The sequence below is a fragment of the Pseudonocardia thermophila genome (assembly GCF_900142365.1).
In the GTDB taxonomy this organism is placed as follows: Bacteria; Actinomycetota; Actinomycetes; order Mycobacteriales; family Pseudonocardiaceae; genus Pseudonocardia; species Pseudonocardia thermophila.
Genome location: NZ_FRAP01000020.1, coordinates 103211 through 119978, shown reverse-complemented (window position 1 = coordinate 119978; position 16768 = coordinate 103211). Strand labels below are relative to the sequence as shown.

14 protein-coding genes are annotated in these 16768 nt (G+C 71.6%); 6 read left to right on the top strand and 8 right to left on the bottom strand.

Annotated features, from left to right (window positions below):
* Nucleotides 1-60: 60 nt before the first annotated feature.
* On the bottom strand, nucleotides 61-849 hold the full coding sequence (locus BUE41_RS23590; protein ID WP_073459495.1) for a phosphotransferase enzyme family protein: 789 nt from the start codon (nucleotides 847-849) through the stop codon (nucleotides 61-63).
* The gene (locus BUE41_RS23585; protein WP_073459494.1) at nucleotides 849-1820 is read right to left on the bottom strand and encodes a sugar-binding transcriptional regulator; all 972 of its coding nucleotides are present in this window, start codon (nucleotides 1818-1820) and stop codon (nucleotides 849-851) included. The genes BUE41_RS23590 and BUE41_RS23585 overlap by 1 nt, the downstream gene beginning before the upstream one ends.
* A 147-nt stretch (nucleotides 1821-1967) precedes the next feature.
* On the opposite strand from BUE41_RS23585, the gene BUE41_RS23580 reads away from it, so the two are divergent.
* The 4 genes from BUE41_RS23580 to BUE41_RS23565 are packed head-to-tail and all read left to right on the top strand — an operon-like array spanning nucleotide 1968 to nucleotide 6146.
* Nucleotides 1968-3332 (top strand): ABC transporter substrate-binding protein, encoded by a 1365-nt coding sequence (locus BUE41_RS23580; RefSeq protein ID WP_073459493.1) that lies wholly within the window; start codon nucleotides 1968-1970, stop codon nucleotides 3330-3332.
* Nucleotides 3329-4276, top strand: coding sequence for a carbohydrate ABC transporter permease (locus BUE41_RS23575; protein WP_073459492.1), 948 nt, complete (start codon nucleotides 3329-3331; stop codon nucleotides 4274-4276). Before BUE41_RS23580 ends, BUE41_RS23575 begins: the two co-directional genes overlap by 4 nt.
* On the top strand, nucleotides 4273-5163 hold the full coding sequence (locus BUE41_RS23570) for a carbohydrate ABC transporter permease (RefSeq protein ID WP_073459491.1): 891 nt from the start codon (nucleotides 4273-4275) through the stop codon (nucleotides 5161-5163). Before BUE41_RS23575 ends, BUE41_RS23570 begins: the two co-directional genes overlap by 4 nt.
* On the top strand, nucleotides 5160-6146 hold the full coding sequence (locus BUE41_RS23565) for a zinc-dependent alcohol dehydrogenase family protein (protein ID WP_073459490.1): 987 nt from the start codon (nucleotides 5160-5162) through the stop codon (nucleotides 6144-6146). Before BUE41_RS23570 ends, BUE41_RS23565 begins: the two co-directional genes overlap by 4 nt.
* Before the next feature lie 7 nt (nucleotides 6147-6153).
* Here BUE41_RS23565 and BUE41_RS23560 read toward each other — a convergent pair whose 3' ends face one another.
* The 4 genes from BUE41_RS23560 to BUE41_RS23545 form a co-directional block, all read right to left on the bottom strand.
* Nucleotides 6154-6357, bottom strand: coding sequence for a hypothetical protein (locus BUE41_RS23560; protein WP_073459489.1), 204 nt, complete (start codon nucleotides 6355-6357; stop codon nucleotides 6154-6156).
* Between the two features lie 174 nt (nucleotides 6358-6531).
* Complete coding sequence (gene hrpA / locus BUE41_RS23555) at nucleotides 6532-10563, bottom strand: ATP-dependent RNA helicase HrpA (RefSeq protein ID WP_084755711.1); 4032 nt, start codon at nucleotides 10561-10563, stop codon at nucleotides 6532-6534.
* A 26-nt stretch (nucleotides 10564-10589) separates the two neighbouring features.
* Nucleotides 10590-10853: a hypothetical protein gene (locus tag BUE41_RS23550; RefSeq protein ID WP_073459488.1), complete on the bottom strand. Its 264-nt coding sequence runs from the start codon at nucleotides 10851-10853 to the stop codon at nucleotides 10590-10592.
* 429 nt (nucleotides 10854-11282) lie between these two features.
* A complete protein-coding gene (locus tag BUE41_RS23545; protein ID WP_234997513.1) occupies nucleotides 11283-12101 on the bottom strand; it encodes a serine hydrolase domain-containing protein in 819 nt (272 codons plus the stop codon).
* Nucleotides 12102-12138: 37 nt separating this feature from the next.
* Here BUE41_RS23545 and BUE41_RS23540 point away from each other — a divergent pair, with 37 nt between their 5' ends.
* Nucleotides 12139-12951 (top strand): DUF72 domain-containing protein, encoded by an 813-nt coding sequence (locus tag BUE41_RS23540; protein WP_073459487.1) that lies wholly within the window; start codon nucleotides 12139-12141, stop codon nucleotides 12949-12951.
* On the opposite strand, the gene BUE41_RS23535 is transcribed toward BUE41_RS23540, so the two are convergent.
* Nucleotides 12906-13469 (bottom strand): PadR family transcriptional regulator, encoded by a 564-nt coding sequence (locus BUE41_RS23535; protein WP_073459525.1) that lies wholly within the window; start codon nucleotides 13467-13469, stop codon nucleotides 12906-12908. The genes BUE41_RS23540 and BUE41_RS23535 overlap by 46 nt on opposite strands.
* Before the next feature lie 72 nt (nucleotides 13470-13541).
* Between BUE41_RS23535 and BUE41_RS23530 the strand changes: the two genes are divergently transcribed.
* Nucleotides 13542-14933, top strand: a complete 1392-nt coding sequence (locus BUE41_RS23530) for a carotenoid oxygenase family protein (RefSeq protein WP_073459486.1) — start codon at nucleotides 13542-13544, stop codon at nucleotides 14931-14933.
* 114 nt (nucleotides 14934-15047) lie between these two features.
* Here BUE41_RS23530 and BUE41_RS23525 read toward each other — a convergent pair whose 3' ends face one another.
* Nucleotides 15048-16661: an acyl--CoA ligase family protein gene (locus BUE41_RS23525; protein ID WP_073459485.1), complete on the bottom strand. Its 1614-nt coding sequence runs from the start codon at nucleotides 16659-16661 to the stop codon at nucleotides 15048-15050.
* Between the last annotated feature and the right edge of the window lie 107 nt (nucleotides 16662-16768).

The following is a 16768-nucleotide window of genomic DNA, read 5'->3' as shown; positions in this document are numbered from 1 at the left end:
CCTCCGGACTCGCGCGGCCCCATGGGGGGTGGTCGCGCGAGTCCGGTCTCCTGGCCGTGCTCACATGAGCGCCGCGCGCACGGCGTCGGCATGTTCGGCGAGCCATGCGCGGGCGCGGTCGGCGCGCTGCTGGGCCTGCCCCGTCCAGTACGCCGCGAAGCCGGGAACCCCGCGGGTCGCCCCGTCGGAGACCAGCGCGCGCATCCACTCGAGGTTGGCCAGCACCGCGTCGACGACGAGCTCGCGCTGGTCCAGCGGCCCGTACGCGTCGACGAGCACGCGCAGGCGGTGCAGCTCGCGGCCGCGGCGGACGTCCGTGGTGTCGGCGGGGCAGCGCAAGGGCGCCCACAGCCGGGCCGCACCCGCGACGTCCCAGACCGGGGCGCCCGGCGCGGCCAGGTCGAAGTCGATGAGAGCGACGGCGCGCCCGTCCCGGAAGACGATGTTGTCCAGGTTCGGGTCGTTGTGCGTGATCGTGCCGCACGAGAACGGCGCGGGCGGTGATGGGGGCCACGTGTACGGGGTGGGATCGAAGTCGGCGACGGCCTCGTGGAACCGCCGCAGCAGCTCCCCGACCGAGCGCAGGGCCGCGTCGGTGAGCGCCCACTCCGGCGCGGGCGCGGTGATCGCCGTGCCGGGCACGTAGCTGAGCACCTCGCGGCCTTCGTCGTCGATGCCGAGGACGCGCGGGGCACCGTCGAACCCGACCCGTTCCAGGTGCCGGAGCAGCGCGTGGGTGGCCGGGGCGGTGGGCCGCATCGGGCGGCGCACGGTGTCGCCGACCCGGTGGACGCGCCCGCGGTTGGCCGTTCCGCCGAGCAGGGGGATCTCGCCGGCCCGTCCGGCCATCAGGCGGCCCCGGACGCCGCGCCGATCAGCCGGTCCGCGAGCGTGGAGTGGGTGACGAGCGAGTTGACCAGCCGGCCGCGCACGGCGGCGAGCACGGCGTCGGCCTTCCCGAGCCCGTAGGCGATGCCGATGACCTCGGGCACGGCTCTCAACTGAGCGGCGTCGATGCCGATCATGCGCTCGGTCAGCGGGGCGCTGACGGGCTCGCCCGCGGCGTCGATCAAGACCCCGGACACCTCAGCGGCCACTCCGCGGCGGCTGACGTCGATGCGCTCGCCGTCGGTGGCCGCGTCGTACAGGGTGGACTGCTCGGGGGCCCACGCCCCGATCCCCGCGACCGCGATCGTGACCGACGGGATGAGCGAGAACGCGCGGGCGACCTCGGGCTGCTTGCGCAGGGCCCGGGCGGTCGCCGCGTCGGGCACCGCCATGGGGGCGTAGTAGAAGTAGGCGGGCCCGCCGGAGATGCGCGCGACCTCGCGCACGAGCTCGATGGAGCTGTTGTCGAGCACCGAGCGGGCGAGCGCCCCGGTCAGCTGCACGACCGGCGCCGGGGCGAGCCGGCGCAGCTTCGTCGCCATCGCCGACACCGCCCGTGACCAGGACAGACCCAGCACGTCGTCGGCCGTGACCAGTTCGGTGAGCAGGTCCGCCGCGGCGGTGGCGAGATGGCCGCGCAGGGTGTGCGGATCGTCGCCGGGGGTGTCGGTGACCACGCAGTGCTTGAGCCCGAGCGTGTCCATCAGCCGGCTGGACAGCTCGACGTCCACCGAGCCCGGACGGCCGATCTCGATGCGGACCAGGCCGCTCGCGCGGGCGTCGTCGAGCAGCCGGGCGACCTTGAACCGGGAGAGCCGGAACTCCTCGGCGATCTCGACCTTGGTGCGGCCGTCGAGGTAGTAGCGGCGCGCGACCGACGCCGACAGGACCAGGTGCGCCGGGCCGCGCACCGGGTTGTCGCTTCCTGCCATACGCACCCCCGGTGAGCGCTCATATGAGCGGATGGAGTCGCATTATCGCATCGCCCATTGACGGTGCGTGAGCGATGCCACACCCTGACGATACGTGCAGGGCTCCGCTCATCTGAGCGTCGAGCTCGCGGATCCGGGGAGGACGCGATGACGCGGTCGGGGATGCGGGCCTTGTTGCTCGCCCTGGTCCTCGTGACGAGCACGGCGTGCGCCGGATGGGGCGGCGGGGTCGGCGCCGGCGGCCCCAACAGCATCAACGTGCTGATGGTCAACAACCCGCAGATGGTGGATCTGCAGCGGCTGACTGCGGAGCACTTCACGAAGCAGACGGGCATCACGGTCAACTTCACCGTGCTGCCGGAGAACGACGTCCGGGACAAGATCAGCCAGGAGTTCTCCAGCCAGGCCGGGCAGTACGACGTCGCCACGGTGTCGAACTTCGAGGTCCCGATCTACGCGCGCAGCCGCTGGATCGCCCCGCTCGACGACTTCATCGCCGCCGATCCGGGCTTCGACCAGGCCGACATCCTCGGGCCGATGACGGCGTCGCTCACCGCGGCCGACGGCAAGATCTACGGCGAGCCGTTCTACGGTGAGTCGTCGTTCCTCATGTACCGCGCGGACGTGCTGGCCGAGAAGGGCCTCACGATGCCGGCGAAGCCCACCTGGGACGAGGTCGCCCGGCTCGCCGCTCAGCTCGACGGCGCCCGCCCCGGCATGAAGGGCATCTGCCTGCGCGGCCAGCCGGGCTGGGGCCAGGTGTTCGCCCCGCTCACCACCGTGGTCAACACCTTCGGCGGCACGTGGTTCACCGCCGACTGGCGGGCCCAGGTCAACGCGCCGGAGTTCACCGAGGCCGTGCAGTTCTACGTGGACCTCGTCCGCACCCACGGCGAGATCGGCGCTCCGCAGGCCGGGTTCACCGAGTGCCTCAACAACATGATCCAGGGCAACGTCGCCATGTGGTACGACGCCACGTCGGCCGCGGGCTCGCTCGAGGCCGCCGACTCCCCGGTGCGGGGCAAGATCGGCTACTCCCCGGCGCCGGTGAAGCTGACCGAGAGCTCCGGCTGGCTCTACGCCTGGTCGTGGGCCATCCAGAACGCCAGCACGAAGAAGGACCACGCCTGGAAATTCATCTCCTGGGCCTCCAGCAAGGAGTACGAGCGGCTGGTCGGCGAGCGGCTCGGCTGGTCCAAGGTGCCCGCCGGCAAGCGCGCGTCGACCTACGAGAACCCCGATTACCTCGCCGAGTCGGCCGCGTTCGCCGCCCCCACGAAGGCTGCGATCGAGTCGGCCGACCCGCGCAACCCGGGGGTGCAGCCGCGGCCGGCGCTGGGCATCCAGTTCGTCGACATCCCGGAGTTCCCCGACCTGGGCACCCAGGTGTCGCTGCAGATCAGCTCGGCCATCGCCGGGCAGGTGACCGTGGAGCAGGCCCTCGACAGAGGCCAACAGCTCGCCGAGGACGTCGCCGAGCGGTACCGGTCCAGGTTGGAGGGGAACGCGTGAGCACCACCGTCGAGAAGCCGGCGAGCCCGGCCGCCGTCCGCCCGAACGAGCCGTCGACGCTGAAGAAGGCCGGGGCGTGGGCCCGCCGCGCCCCGCTGCTGCCCGCGCTGATCTTCATGATCGTCGTGACGCAGCTGCCGTTCGTCGGCACGCTGATCATCTCGTTCATGAACTGGAACGCGTACTACCCCGACGAGCGCGGGTTCGCCGGGTTCGACAACTTCGTGCGCGTCCTGACCGACGTCAACACCCGCGACGCGATCATCACGACGATCATCCTGACCGCTTCCGTGGTGCTGGTCTCGCTGTTCCTCGGCGTGGTCATCGCGCTGCTGCTCGACCGGGCGTTCCTGGGCCGCGGCATCGTCCGCACGATGATGATCACGCCGTTCCTGATCGTGCCGGTGGCCGCGGCGCTGCTGTGGAAGCACGCCCTGTTCAACCCCGAGTACGGCCTGCTGAACGGCGTGTTGACCGGGCTCTTCGGCGAGAACGCCCCCCAGCCCGACTGGCTCACCAACGCGCCGCTGCTCTCGGTGATCATCGCGCTGGTCTGGCAGTGGACGCCGTTCATGATGCTGATCATCCTGGCCGGCCTGCAGAGCAAGCCGCTGGACGTCATCGAAGCGGCGCAGATCGACGGCTGCTCGAACTGGCAGATCTTCCGCCACATGACCTTCCCGCACCTGCGTCAGTACCTGGAGCTGGGCGGGCTGCTCGGCTCGATCTACATCGTGCAGAACTTCGACGCGGTCTTCACGATCACCTCGGGCAGCCTCGGCACGGCCAACCTGCCGTACACGATCTACCAGACGTTCTTCCAGGCGCAGGACTACGGCCGCGCGTCCGCCGCCGGGGTCGTGGTCGTGATCGGCACGATCATCATCGCCACGTTCGCGCTGCGGAGCGTGTCGTCGCTGTTCAAGCAGGAGGGATCCCGATGACCGCCACCGCGGACGCGCCGCCCACCGTCACCGCTCCCGCTGAGACCGCGCCGGCGCCGCGGCGCCGGCGCCGGACCAACGCGGCGATCGGGCTGGTGGCCTGGATCGTCGGGCTGATCTTCGTGGCGCCGGTGATCTGGATGCTGCTCACCTCGTTCCACAGCGAGCCCGACGCGGCCACCAACCCGCCGTCGGTGTTCGCTCCGCTCACCGTCGAGGGCTACGCGAACTTCTTCGGCGCCGACGGCGGGGCCACCCCGTGGCCACCGCTGCTCAACTCGCTCACCGCGAGCATCGTCTCCACCGCGTTCGTGCTCGTCCTCGCCGTGCCGGCGGCGTACGCGCTGTCGATCCGCCCGGTCGAGAAGTGGCGCGACGTGCTGTTCTTCTTCCTCTCCACGAAGATGCTGCCGGTGGTGGCCGCGTTGCTGCCGGTCTACCTCATCGCGCAGGGCCTCGGCGTGCTCGACAACATCTGGCTGCTCATCGTGGTCTACACGTCGATGAACCTGCCGATCGCGGTGTGGATGATGCGGTCGTTCCTCGCCGAGGTGCCCGGCGAGGTGCTGGAGGCCGCGGCGCTGGACGGCTGCTCGCTGACCCGCAGCCTGCGCACGATCGTCATCCCGATGGTGCTGCCCGGGATCGCGGCGACCGCGCTGATCTGCTTCATCTTCAGCTGGAACGAGCTGCTGTTCGCCCGTGTGCTCACCGGCACCGTCGCCCAGACCGCTCCGGTGTTCCTCATCGGGTTCGTCACCAGTCAGGGCCTGTTCCTGGCGAAGGTCTGCGCGGCCGCGGTGGTCGTCTCGCTGCCGGTGCTGATCGCCGGGTTCGCCGCGCAGGACAAGCTGGTGCAGGGCCTGTCGCTGGGGGCGATCAAGTGAAGGCGGCCGTCATCGCGCAGGACTCGGTCAGCGTCGAGACGGTGCCCGATCCGACGCCTGGCCCGCGTGAGGTCGTCGTGCAGGTGGCGGCGTGCGGGATCTGCGGCACCGACCTGCACATCGCCGAGGGCGAGTTCGCCCCCGCGCTGCCGATCGTGCCCGGCCACGAGTTCGCCGGGGAGATCGTCGAGCTCGGGTCGGACGTCACCGAGCTGCGGGTGGGCGACCGGGTCGCGGTGGACCCCTCGCTGTACTGCCACGAGTGCCACTACTGCCGGCGCGGCCGCAACAACCTGTGCGAGAACTGGAACGCGATCGGCGTCAGCGTGCCGGGCGGGGCCGCGGAGTACGCGGTGGCACCCGCCGCGAACTGCGTGAAGCTGCCGGAGAGCGTCTCGACGGCTGATGCGGCGCTCATCGAGCCGCTGTCGTGCGCGGTGCGCGGGTTCGACGTGCTGCAGCCCGCGCTCGCCGACGACTACCTCATCTACGGCGCGGGCACGATGGGCTTGATGATGATGGAGCTGGCCAAGCGGGCCGGCGCCGGCAGCGTCACGGTGGTGGACCTCAACCCGGCGCGGCTGGAGACGGTCAAGGAGCTGGGCTGCACGGCCGCTGTGACCAGCGCCGACGAGCTCGACCGGCCGCGCGGCTGGGAGATCGTCATCGACTGCACCGGGGTCGTCGCAGCGATCGAGGACGGCCTGTCCCGGGTGGCGCCGGGCGGCACGTTCCAGCAGTTCGGGGTGTCCGCCGAGGGCGCGGTGGCGCGCTTCTTGCCGTACCGGGTCTACAACAAGGAGATCCGCATCGTCGGCTCCATGGCGGTGCTGCACAGCTTCGAACGGGCGGCGGCGCTGTTCGCCGAGGGGGTGGTGCGGCCGGAGGTGATGATCAGCCACCGGCTCCCGCTGGCCGAGTACCCGGCGGCGCTCGAGCAGTTCCGGGAGGGCATCGGGCGCAAGATCCAGGTGAACCCCTGAGGAGGGCTCACCAGGGCAGGGCGATCCCGGCGACCATCAGCACCCCGCCGAGCAGGCCGGCGGCCACGGCGGTCCAGGTCTGCCAGCGGGTGGCCCGGGGCAGCTCCGGCTCGATCACCGGCAGCGGCAGCGTGTCGGCCTTCGCGCTCCGCTGGACGGGGATCGCGACGGTGGCGGGGGTGGTGTTCGGGGTGGCGGTGTCGATCGTCATGCCCGGTTGTCGGGCGCCCCCACCGGCTCGTTTCGCTCACCGTACTCGAACAATCACATCGAGTGAACGGTGATCGGGTTCGGTGTCCGCCCGTAGCGGTCCCTGCGTCGAGAACGACGTCGACGTGATCGACGAGCTCTGTCGATCACACCGACGCCGTTCACGACGCGGGCATCAGCGGGGCAGTTCGTCGATCGCCTTCTGGATCCGCTTCACCGACACCGGGTACTTGGTGCGGATCGGGTGGGCGAACAGGTTGACCCGCAGCTCCTCGATCATCCAGCGGATCTCGACCAGCTCCGGCGACGGCTCCACACCCTCGGGCAGCGCGGCCAACTCAGCCTCGTACTCGTCGGCGACCATGCGCACCTGCGCGGTCCACGCGGCGTCGCGAGCGGGATCGACGCGCAGCTTCTCGATCCGCTTCTCGATCGCCTCCAGGTAGCGGGCCACGTCGGCCAGCCGCGACGCGCCCGCCTTCGTGACGAACCCTGGCCCGACCAGCGCGTCCATCTGCGCGGTGAGGTCGGCGACCCCGTCCTTCAGCGCGGGCGCACGCAGATCCACCACCTGGGCCTGGACCCGGTGCCACACGGCGAGCACCCCCTGCACGGCGCGCAGCACCTGCACGGTGGTGGGGGCGAGCTGGCGGGCGAAGATCGCCTTCAGTCGGGCGAAGCCGGCCTCGTCCCAGCACGGCCCGCCCGCGGCGGCGATCAGCGCGTCGGCGGCCGCGGTGATGCAGTCGTCGACGAGCGCGGACACCGACCCGTGCGGGTTGCGGGAGAGCGCGAGCTTGGCCCGGTTGTCCAGGTCGCGCACGACCTGCTTGTTCGGTGACGGCGTCGCGAGCAGGAGCAGCCTGCGCACCCCGCGGTGGTGGGTGGGATCGCGCTCGGCGGCGGTGGGGAAGGTGCGCACGTCGACGCTGGTGCCGCGGTCGACCAGCCCCGGGTACGCGGTGACCGTGTGCTGGCCGCGGCGGACCGGTAGCTCCTTGGGCAGGGTGCCGATCGTCCACGACGTGAGGCCGCGGCGCTCGTACTCCTTGCCGGCGGCGGCCATCTCCTCGCGGACCTGCGGGGCCAGCCGGTGGCGCAGCTCCTCCAGGTCGGTGCCACGGGCGATCTCCCGGCCGCGCGCGTCCACCACCCGGAACGTGACGGTCAGGTGATCGGGCAGCCGGTCCAGCTCCCACGCGTCGCGCGGGATCGTGATGCCGCGCATCCGGCCGAGCTCGCGCTCCAGCCCGTCGAGCAGCGGCTCGGACGTGTCGGTGAGCCGGGCGAGCACGGCGCGCGCGTGGTCGGGGGCCGGCGAGTACAGCCGCCGGATGTGCTTCGGCAGCGTCTTGATCAGGGCGGTGACCAGCTCCTCCCGCCGGCCCGGCACCTGCCACGTGAACGGCGTGGGATCGACCTGGTGCAGCGCCGCCGCGGGGACGTCGACGGTGATGCCGTCGTCCGCCCGGCCCGGCTCGAACGCGTACGACAGCGGCAGCGTGAGCCCGCCCGCCTCGACGTGGTCCGGGAACGCCGCCGGGTCGACCTCGGCCGCCTGCTCGGTGCGCAGCATGTCCTCGGTGAAGTCGAGCAGATCGGGCTGCTTGCGCGAGGCCTTCTTCCACCAGCTGTCGAAGTGCCGGCCGGACACGACCGAGGCCGGGATGCGCTCGTCGTAGAAGGCGGCCAGCGCGTCCTCGTCGACCACGAGGTCGCGGCGGCGGGCCCGTTCCTCCAGCTCCTCGACGTCGGCGAGCAGGGCGCGGTTGGCGTGGAAGAACCGGTGGCGGGTGTCCCAGTCGCCCTCGACGAGCGCGTGCCGGATGAACAGCGCCCGTGCCTCTTCTGGATCGATGCGCCCGTAGTCGACGCGCCGGTCGACCACGATCGGCACCCCGTAGAGCGTGACGCGTTCGGTCGCGACGGCTCCGGCGCGCTTGCGGGACCAGCGCGGCTCCGAGTAGGTGCGCTTGACCAGGTGCCCGGCCAGTGGCTCGATCCACTCCGGCTCGATCCGCGCGACGGTGCGGGCGAACAGCCGCGACGTCTCCACCAGCTCGGCCGCCATCACCCAGCGCGGTGGCTTCTTCGCCAGCGGCGAGCCCGGGAAGATCTGGAACTTGGCGCCGCGCGCGCCGAGGTAGTCGCGGGTCTCGCCCTCCTTGAGCCCGATGTGCGAGAGCAGGCCGGACAGCACCGCGATGTGCACCCGGTCGGGATCGGCCGGGGTCTCGTTGATCGACAGGCCCGCGTTGCGGGCGGCGATGCGCAGCTGCTGGTGCAGGTCCTGCCACTCGCGGATGCGCCAGTAGTGCAGGAACTCGTCGCGCAGCGTGCGGCGGAACTTGCTGCCCGACAGCGTCGAGCGCAGCTCCTCGACGTAGTTCCAGAGGTTGAGCAGCGCCATGAAGTCGCTGTTCGGATCGGCGAAGCGGACGTGCTTCTCGTCGGCTGCCTGGCGCTGATCGGCCGGCCGCTCGCGCGGGTCCTGCACGGAGAGCGCGGCGGCGATGACGAGCACCTCGCGCAGGCAGCCGGTGCGGTCGGCCTCGACGAGCATGCGGCCCAGCCGGGGATCGACGGGCAACCGCGCCAGCGCCCGGCCGATCGGGGTGAGCTCGTTCGACTCGGTGAGCGCGCCCAGCTCGCGCAGCAGGGCGATGCCGTCGTTGACCGCGCGCGGATCCGGCGGATCGACGAACGGGAACTGCGAGATGTCGCCCAGCTCCAGCGCGATCATCTGCAGGACGACCGAGGCGAGGTTGGTGCGCAGGATCTCCGGGTCGGTGAACGCCGGGCGGGCGTCGAAGTCGTCCTCGGAGTACAGCCGGATGCAGATGCCGTCGGCGACCCGGCCGCAGCGGCCGGCCCGCTGGTTCGCGCTGGCCTGCGACACCTTCTCGATCGGCAGCCGCTGAACCTTGAGCCGCCGCGAGTAGCGGGAGATGCGCGCCAGACCGGGGTCGATGACGTAGCGGATACCGGGCACGGTCAGCGACGTCTCGGCGACGTTGGTGGCGAGCACGACCCGCCTGCCGACGGTGGCCGGGTTCGGCTTGAAGACCTTCTGCTGCTCCGCGGTGGTCTGCCGGGCGTAGAGGGGGAGGATCTCGATGCCGGGGAAGTCGCGTTTGGCCAGGCCCTCCGCGGTGTCGCGGATCTCCCGCTCCCCGGGCAGGAACACGAGGATGTCACCGGGACCCTCGCGGCGCAGCTCGGTGATCGCGTCGGCGATGGCGTCGAGCTGGTCGCGGTCGGGATCGTGGTCCGGGTCGTCGAGGTCGACGATCGGGCGGTAGCGGATCTCCACCGGGTACGACCGGCCGCTGACCTCGATGATCGGCGCGTTGCCGAAGTGCTTCGAGAACCGCTCGGGATCGATCGTCGCCGAGGTGATGATCACCTTGAGATCGGGCCGGCGGGGGAGCAGCTGAGCCAGGTAGCCGAGGATGAAATCGATGTTCAGGCTGCGCTCGTGGGCCTCGTCGATGATCAGCGTGTCGTACTCGCGCAGCATCCGGTCGCCGGCCAGCTCAGCCAGCAGGATGCCATCGGTCATGAGCTTGACCAGCGTGGACTCACCGACCTGGTCGGTGAAGCGGACCTTCCACCCGACGGTCTCGCCGACTTCGCAGCCCAGCTCCTCGGCGATGCGGGCGGCGACGGTGCGCGCCGCGAGCCGCCGCGGCTGGGTGTGCCCGATGGTGCCGCGCACACCGCGGCCCAGCTCCAGGCAGATCTTCGGGATCTGGGTGGTCTTCCCGGAGCCGGTCTCGCCGGCGACGATCACCACCTGGTGGTCGCGGATGGCGGCCGCGATCTCGTCCCGCTTCGCGCTGACCGGTAGGTGCTCGGGGTAGGTGATGCGGGGGACCGCCGCGCGTCGGGCCGCGATCCGCCGCTCGGCCTCGTCGACCGCGGCCGCGAGCCCCGGGTCTCCGTGCCGGCGGGCGCTGTCGATGCGCCGCCGCAGCCGGGCCTCGTCGCGCAGGGTCAGCTCGGGCAGCCGGGCGGCCAGCGCGTCCAGCTCGGGGTCCGCGACCGGCGCCGGGCGGCGGCCGCTGCGGCGACGAGGCCTCCCGCGCCCCGGCCGCCGGTCACCCCGGGGCGGGACCGCGGTCTGCGCCTCGCCCTCGGAAGGGGGCGCGGACGGATCGACCGCCGCAGGGCGTGCGTCAGCAGCTCGGGGCGCGGGAGGGGCCATGGTGAGGAACAGTCTGCCTGGGTCGGCTACGCCGCCGAGCGTAGGGCGGCGCCCAGCTCGTCGGCCACCGGGTTTTCCGACGCGGGGTGTTCGACCAGCGCGATCACGCGGTTGGCCAGGAAGCGAGCGGTCCGCACGGGGGTGCCGCCGCGCGTGACCTCGGTGACCTCCACCGTGCCGCGCGTGTGTGAGATCTCCAGGCGGCGCCCGGCGCGCGTCGCCTCGATCTCGTAGGTACGGGTCGTGCCGCTACCGGCGTCGACGACGATCTCGACACGATCGCCCTTCATGGTTCGCCTCCGGGACGTTGGGGCGGCGCCGTTCGGGGAGACGGCGCCGCCGGGCAGCCGGGCGCGGCGGTGGCGGGAAGGCACCGCGGCCCGGCGGGTCTGGTCGGGTGGTGGGAAGAAGGATCCGAACCGGGCGCCGGTCGCCTCTCGGCGCGTGGCGCAACCCGTAGGCGGCAGTGAGTGAGACCCGGGGACTCGGAACGCCCGGCTCGGACAGTGACCTCAACGGTGCGGGCGCGCGGAACATTCCCGCAGTTGCCGCCGGGGGTGAGGGGTGGGTCTCAGCACGGCGAGTCGTGGGTCTCGGGATGCGTGCGCGCCCGGAGGGGACGACTCAGCGTCCTCGGGGGGCGACTCGCCCCCCTCGGGGGGACGACTCGCCCTCCACTGCGGGACAACTCGCCGGCGGGGGAACCGCGACTCGCGCGGTCAGAGGGCGGCGAGCACCGTGTCGGTCCAGCGCGGCCAGGCCTCGATCGCCCACTCGCCGAAGTCTCGATCGGTCAGGACGACGGCTGCGGCCCGGGCGTCCGGGTCGACCCACAGGAACGTGCCGCTCTGCCCGAAGTGGCCGAAGGTGCGCGGCGAGCTGGCCGAGCCGGTCCAGTGCGGGCTCTTTCCGTCGCGGATCTCGAAGCCCAGGCCCCAGTCGTTCGGCTTCTGCCGACCGAAGCCGGGCAGGATCCCGTCCAGCCCGGGGAACGCGACGGAGGTGGCCTCGACCAGCGTGTCCGGGTGCACCAGCGTGGGGGCCTGCAGTTCGGCGGCGAAGCGGGTGAGATCGTCGACGGTGGAGACGCCGCCGGCGCCGGGGGAGCCCGCCAGCCGGGTGGCCCGCATGCCCAGCGGGGTGAGCACCGCCTCGGACAGGTACTGCGCGAACGGCATGCCGGCCGCCTCGGCGATGGTGTCGCCGAGCACCTCGAACCCGCTGTTGGAGTAGATCCGGCGGGTGCCCGGTGCGGCCTGCACCACGGCCTCGGAGAACGACAGCCCGGACGTGTGCGCGATCAGGTGGCGGACGGTCGAGCCGGGTGGGCCGGCCGGGGTGTCCCACTCGACGGCCCCCTCCTCGACCGCGACGAGCACCGCGTAGGCGGTCAGCAGCTTGGTCACCGAGGCGAGCCGGAAGACGCGGGTGGTGTCGCCGGTCGTCGCCGCGACGGTGCCGTCCGTCCGGATGATCGCGGCCCCGACGTGGTCGACGGGCCAGTCGAGTGCGGTGCCCACGGCGCGGGAGAGGTCCACGCGGACATCCTGCCGCGCAGCGGGGATCATCGCCGGGATGACGCGTGTGATGGTGGGGACGTCCGGGTGGCGGTACCCGCCGTGGCGGCGCACGTTCTACCCACCCGGGCTGCCGCAGCGCCGCGAGCTGGAGTACCTGTCCCGGCGGGTGACCAGCATCGAGGTCAACGGCTCGTTCTACTCGCTGCAGCGCCCGGAGAGCTACGCGAGCTGGGCCGCCGAGACGCCCGACGGGTTCGTCTTCGCGGTGAAGGGCGCCCGCTTCGTGACCCACCTCAAGCAACTGCGCGACGTCGCGACGCCGCTGGCGAACTTCTTCGCGTCCGGCGTGCTGGCGCTGGGCCCGAAGCTGGGCCCGGTGCTGTGGCAGCTGCCGCCGCGCATGCGCTACGACCCCGACCGGGTCGAGGCGTTCCTCGAGCTGCTGCCGCGCTCGACCACCGAGGCCGCGGAGCTGGCCACCCACCACGACGAGCGGCTCGAAGGCCGCGCGCTCACGGTCGCCGACGCCGAGCGCCCGCTGCGGCACGCGATCGAGGTGCGCAACGAGAGCTTCCGCGCCCCGGCGTTCACCCAGCAGCTGCGCAAGCACGGGGTGGCGCTCGTGGTCAGCGACTCGGCGGGCACCTGGCCGGTGTTCGATGAGCGCACCGCCGACTTCGACTACGTCCGGCTGCACGGGATGGGCGAGCTCTACGTGGGCGGCTACCCGCCGGAGGCGCTGGACGAGTGGGCGGCGCGGATCCGGTCGTGGGGCCGTGACGCCTACGTCTACTTCGACAACGACGTGAAGGCGCGGGCGCCCTACGACGCAGTGGCCCTGCTGGAGCGGCTCTCCTCCGCGGCCTGACCGGTGATCTGGGTGATGGCCCACTCCGCCCAGCCGTGCACGGCCTCGTACTGCCGGCGGCCGTACTCGGCGGCGAGCAGGCCGAACTTCTCCGGGTCACCCTGGACGATCGGTCCGGTGGCGGCGAGCAGCTTCGCCAGCTCCGCAGCCTTCTCGGCGGACTCCTCGGCGATGCCGCGCAGGTACGCCACGGCGTCGTCGGGGTCGAGCGCGGAGATGAGGAACATCCGCAGGACTTCCTCGTTGCGCACCTTCCGGCTGCGGTCGCGGTCGAACATCCAGCGGCGCAGCTCTGCGCGGCCCGCCTCGGTGGCGGCGTAGGTGCGGCTGCCGCGGGCGCCTTCATGGGTGACCTCGACCAGGCCGTTCTCGGCCATGCGGTTGAGCTCGGGGTAGATGCTGGTGTGCCCGGCGGCCCAGGCGTGCCGGCCGATGTGGCTCTCGAACTCCTTCGTCAGCTCGTAGCCACTGCGGGGCCGGACGATGAGCAGGCCCAACAGGGCATGGGGGAGCGACATGTCGGCATCGTACATGAAAGTTCCAACATGTGGATATTGACACGTCAACCGCCTGCTGTCACGCTCCCTGCCATGACGACGACCGAGCTGCCATGGCACATGAGGGGGCACTACGCGCCGGTCCCTGACGAGATCAGCGCGACCGACCTGCCGGTCGAGGGAAGCATCCCGCCGGAGCTGTGCGGGCGCTACTTCCGCAACGGGCCGAACCCACTGCCGGGCGAGGTCAGCCCGCACTGGTTCGTCGGTCACGGGATGCTGCACGGCATCCGCCTCAAGGACGGCAAGGCCGAGTGGTACCGCAACCGCTGGGTCAAGACCAAGGCCCTCGAGGGTCAGGACTCGATCAACCGGGAGACCGGCGAGGTCGACTACACCGTCAGCCTCGCCAACACCGACGTCCTCCCGCACGCCGGCCGGATCATGGCCCTCGTCGAGTCCAGCTTCCCGACGCTGGTCACCCCTGAGCTGGACACGATCGGCCCGTTCGACTTCGACGGCCGGCTCAAGACGGCGATGACCGCGCACCCGAAGATCGACCCGGTCACCGGGGACATGCACTTCTTCGGCTACGGGTTCATGCCGCCGTTCCTGACCTACCACCGCCTCAACGCCAAGGGCGAGCTCGTGCTGAGCAAGGAGATCGAGGTCCCCGGGCCGACGATGATGCACGACTTCGCCATCACCGACCGGCACGCGATCTTCCTCGATCTGCCGATCACCTTCCAGATGCGGCTGCTCGAGCGGGGCATGCCCTACGGGTGGGACCCGAGCTACGGCGCGCGCCTCGGCGTCATGCCGCTGGACAAGCCGGGCGAGGTCACCTGGTTCGACGTCGATCCCTGCTACGTCTTCCACGTCGGCAACGCCCACACCGACGATCAGGGCCGCATCGTGCTGGACGCCGCCCGGTACGCCCCGGATGACGTCATCGCGATGTGGGAGTCCGACACCGGGCCCGCCGCCGAGGACGGCCCGGCGAAGGAGGCCGGTCCCGCCGCGGCCGCGGCCGCCACCGGGACGGCGCGGTTCTACCACTGGATCCTCGATCCGGCCTCCGGGAAGGTCGAGGAGACCCAGCTGGCCGACCGGTCCGTCGAGTTCCCGACCGTCGACGACACGCGGGTCGGCCGGCGCGCGCGCTACCGCTACGCCGTCGCCGAGGACCCCGGCAACCGCTCGGCCATCGTCAAGTACGACGACGAGCTCGGCACGGTCACCGCGCACGAGCTCGGCACCGAGGTGGTCGGCGGGGAGGCGGTGTTCGTGCCGTCGAGCGCGCCCGACCGGGCGGAGGACGACGGCTGGCTGCTGACCCTCACCACCCGCCGCGACGGGGCCGGCGCGCAGCTGCTGATCCTCGACGCGACGAACGTCGCCGCCAAGCCGGTCGCCGCCATCACCCTGCCGCGCCGGGTGCCGGCCGGGTTCCACGGCTCCTGGATCGACGACAGCGAGATCTGATCAGCTCGCCGGACGACCAGCACCGGATACCGACAGCGCCGGAGACGACGAACGGCCCTTTCGTCCACTTCGAGTGGACGAAAGGGCCGTTCGTCGCGATCGGCGCCGGGCGGGTCAGCCACGGATGCGGCTCGCCTCGCCCTGCCACTCCTTCTCGCGCAGTTCGAACTTCTGCACCTTGCCCGTCGAGGTCTTCGGCAGCTCGGTCACGAACTCGACGGCCTTCGGCGCCTTGTACCGGGCGATGCGCGACTTCACGTGCTCGATGATCTCGTCCTCGGTGGCCGTCTGACCCTCGGCGAGCACCACGAACGCCTTCGGCCGTTCGCCGAACTTCTCGTCCGGCACGCCGACGACCGCGACCTCCAGCACCGATGGGTGGCTCATGATCGCCTGCTCCACCTCGACCGTGGAGATGTTCTCGCCGCCGGAGATGACGATGTCCTTGGCGCGGTCGCGCAGCTCCACGTAGCCGTCGGGGTGCATCACGCCGAGGTCACCCGAGTGGAACCAGCCGCCGGCGAACGCCTTGGCGGTGCCCTCCGGATCCTCGAAGTAGCCCTTCATGACGTTGTTGCCGCGCATCACGATCTCGCCCATCGTGGTGCCGTCGGCGGGCACGTCGTCCATGTTCTCGTCGACGACGCGCAGCCGCTCCGCGCACACCATCCCGACGCCCTGGCGCGCCTGGCGCTTGGCGCGCTCCTCGGGGTCGAGGTCGTCCCACGCGCGCTGGTACTGGTTCACCGAGTACGGACCGTAGGTCTCGGTCAGCCCGTAGACGTGGACGATGCGGAAGCCCAGCCGCTCCGCCGACATGATCGTCGTCGGGCTCGGCGGCGCACCCGCGGTCGTGATCACCAGGGGCCGGTCGAGCTGCTTGGCCTCCTTCGCCCGCACCACCGTGGTGACGACGGTCGGCGCGCCGTTGAGGTGGGTGACCCCCTCCTCCTCGATGAGCCGCCAGATCACGTCGGCGCGCACCTCGCGCAGGCAGACGTGGGTGCCGCCGACGGCCGTCACTGCCCAGCCGGTGCACCAGCCGTTGCAGTGGAACATCGGCAGCGTCCACAGGTACACCGAATCGAAGGTGTGCCCGGAGTGGATGATCTCGCCGTACGAGTTCAGGTACGCGCCGCGGTGGCTGTACTGCACGCCCTTGGGCCGCCCGGTCGTGCCGGACGTGTAGTTGATCGAGATCGTCGCGTCCTCGTCCTCGACGGCCCAGGGCAGGGGCCCCTCCTCGCCGGAGCCGCGGGCCAGCAGGTCGTCGTAGCGGACGCCGCTGCCGACGCCGTCGCCCGGGTTCGCCGGGTCGATGACCGTGATGATCTCCTCGACGGTCTTCAGCTCGCTCGCGATCGGCGCGACCGCCGGGTACAGGGCGGCGTCGACCACCAGCAGCTTCGAGCCGGAGTGGTCGAGGATGTAGCGGATCTCCTCGGTCGACAGCCGGGTGTTGATCGCGACGAGCACCGCGCCGGCCAGCGGCACGGCGAAGTGCGCCACGAGCATCTCCGGCACGTTGGGCAGCAGGTACGCCACCCGGTCGCCCGGTTCGATGCCCGAGCCGCGCAGTCCCTTCGCGACCTGCTGGACCTCCGCCGCGAACTCGGCGTAGGTCGACCGGCGCTCGCCGTAGACCACGGCGGTCTTGTCGGCGAAGACGTCCGCCGACCGGCCGAGGAAGGACAGCGGGGTCAGCGCGGTGTGCCAGACGGGGTCCATACCGCGATCCTCTTGCGCCGCACCCCGGCGGGCAAGGGACGCGCGGGCCGTACCATCCGTCCGCTCAGGTGACGGACCGGCGCGGCCGAACGCAACGAACGGCACTC

Bases quoted from the DNA above. Each gene is read 5' to 3' on its own strand.
- BUE41_RS23590 (WP_073459495.1), bottom strand. From the start codon at position 849: ATGGCCGGACGGGCCGGCGAGATCCCCCTGCTCGGCGGAACGGCCAAC.
- BUE41_RS23585 (WP_073459494.1), bottom strand. From the start codon at position 1,820: ATGGCAGGAAGCGACAACCCGGTGCGCGGCCCGGCGCACCTGGTCCTG.
- BUE41_RS23580 (WP_073459493.1), top strand. From the start codon at position 1,968: ATGACGCGGTCGGGGATGCGGGCCTTGTTGCTCGCCCTGGTCCTCGTG.
- BUE41_RS23570 (WP_073459491.1), top strand. From the start codon at position 4,273: ATGACCGCCACCGCGGACGCGCCGCCCACCGTCACCGCTCCCGCTGAG.
- BUE41_RS23560 (WP_073459489.1), bottom strand. From the start codon at position 6,357: ATGACGATCGACACCGCCACCCCGAACACCACCCCCGCCACCGTCGCG.
- hrpA (WP_084755711.1), bottom strand. From the start codon at position 10,563: ATGGCCCCTCCCGCGCCCCGAGCTGCTGACGCACGCCCTGCGGCGGTC.
- BUE41_RS23550 (WP_073459488.1), bottom strand. From the start codon at position 10,853: ATGAAGGGCGATCGTGTCGAGATCGTCGTCGACGCCGGTAGCGGCACG.
- BUE41_RS23540 (WP_073459487.1), top strand. From the start codon at position 12,139: ATGACGCGTGTGATGGTGGGGACGTCCGGGTGGCGGTACCCGCCGTGG.
- BUE41_RS23535 (WP_073459525.1), bottom strand. From the start codon at position 13,469: ATGTCGCTCCCCCATGCCCTGTTGGGCCTGCTCATCGTCCGGCCCCGC.
- BUE41_RS23530 (WP_073459486.1), top strand. From the start codon at position 13,542: ATGACGACGACCGAGCTGCCATGGCACATGAGGGGGCACTACGCGCCG.
- BUE41_RS23525 (WP_073459485.1), bottom strand. From the start codon at position 16,661: ATGGACCCCGTCTGGCACACCGCGCTGACCCCGCTGTCCTTCCTCGGC.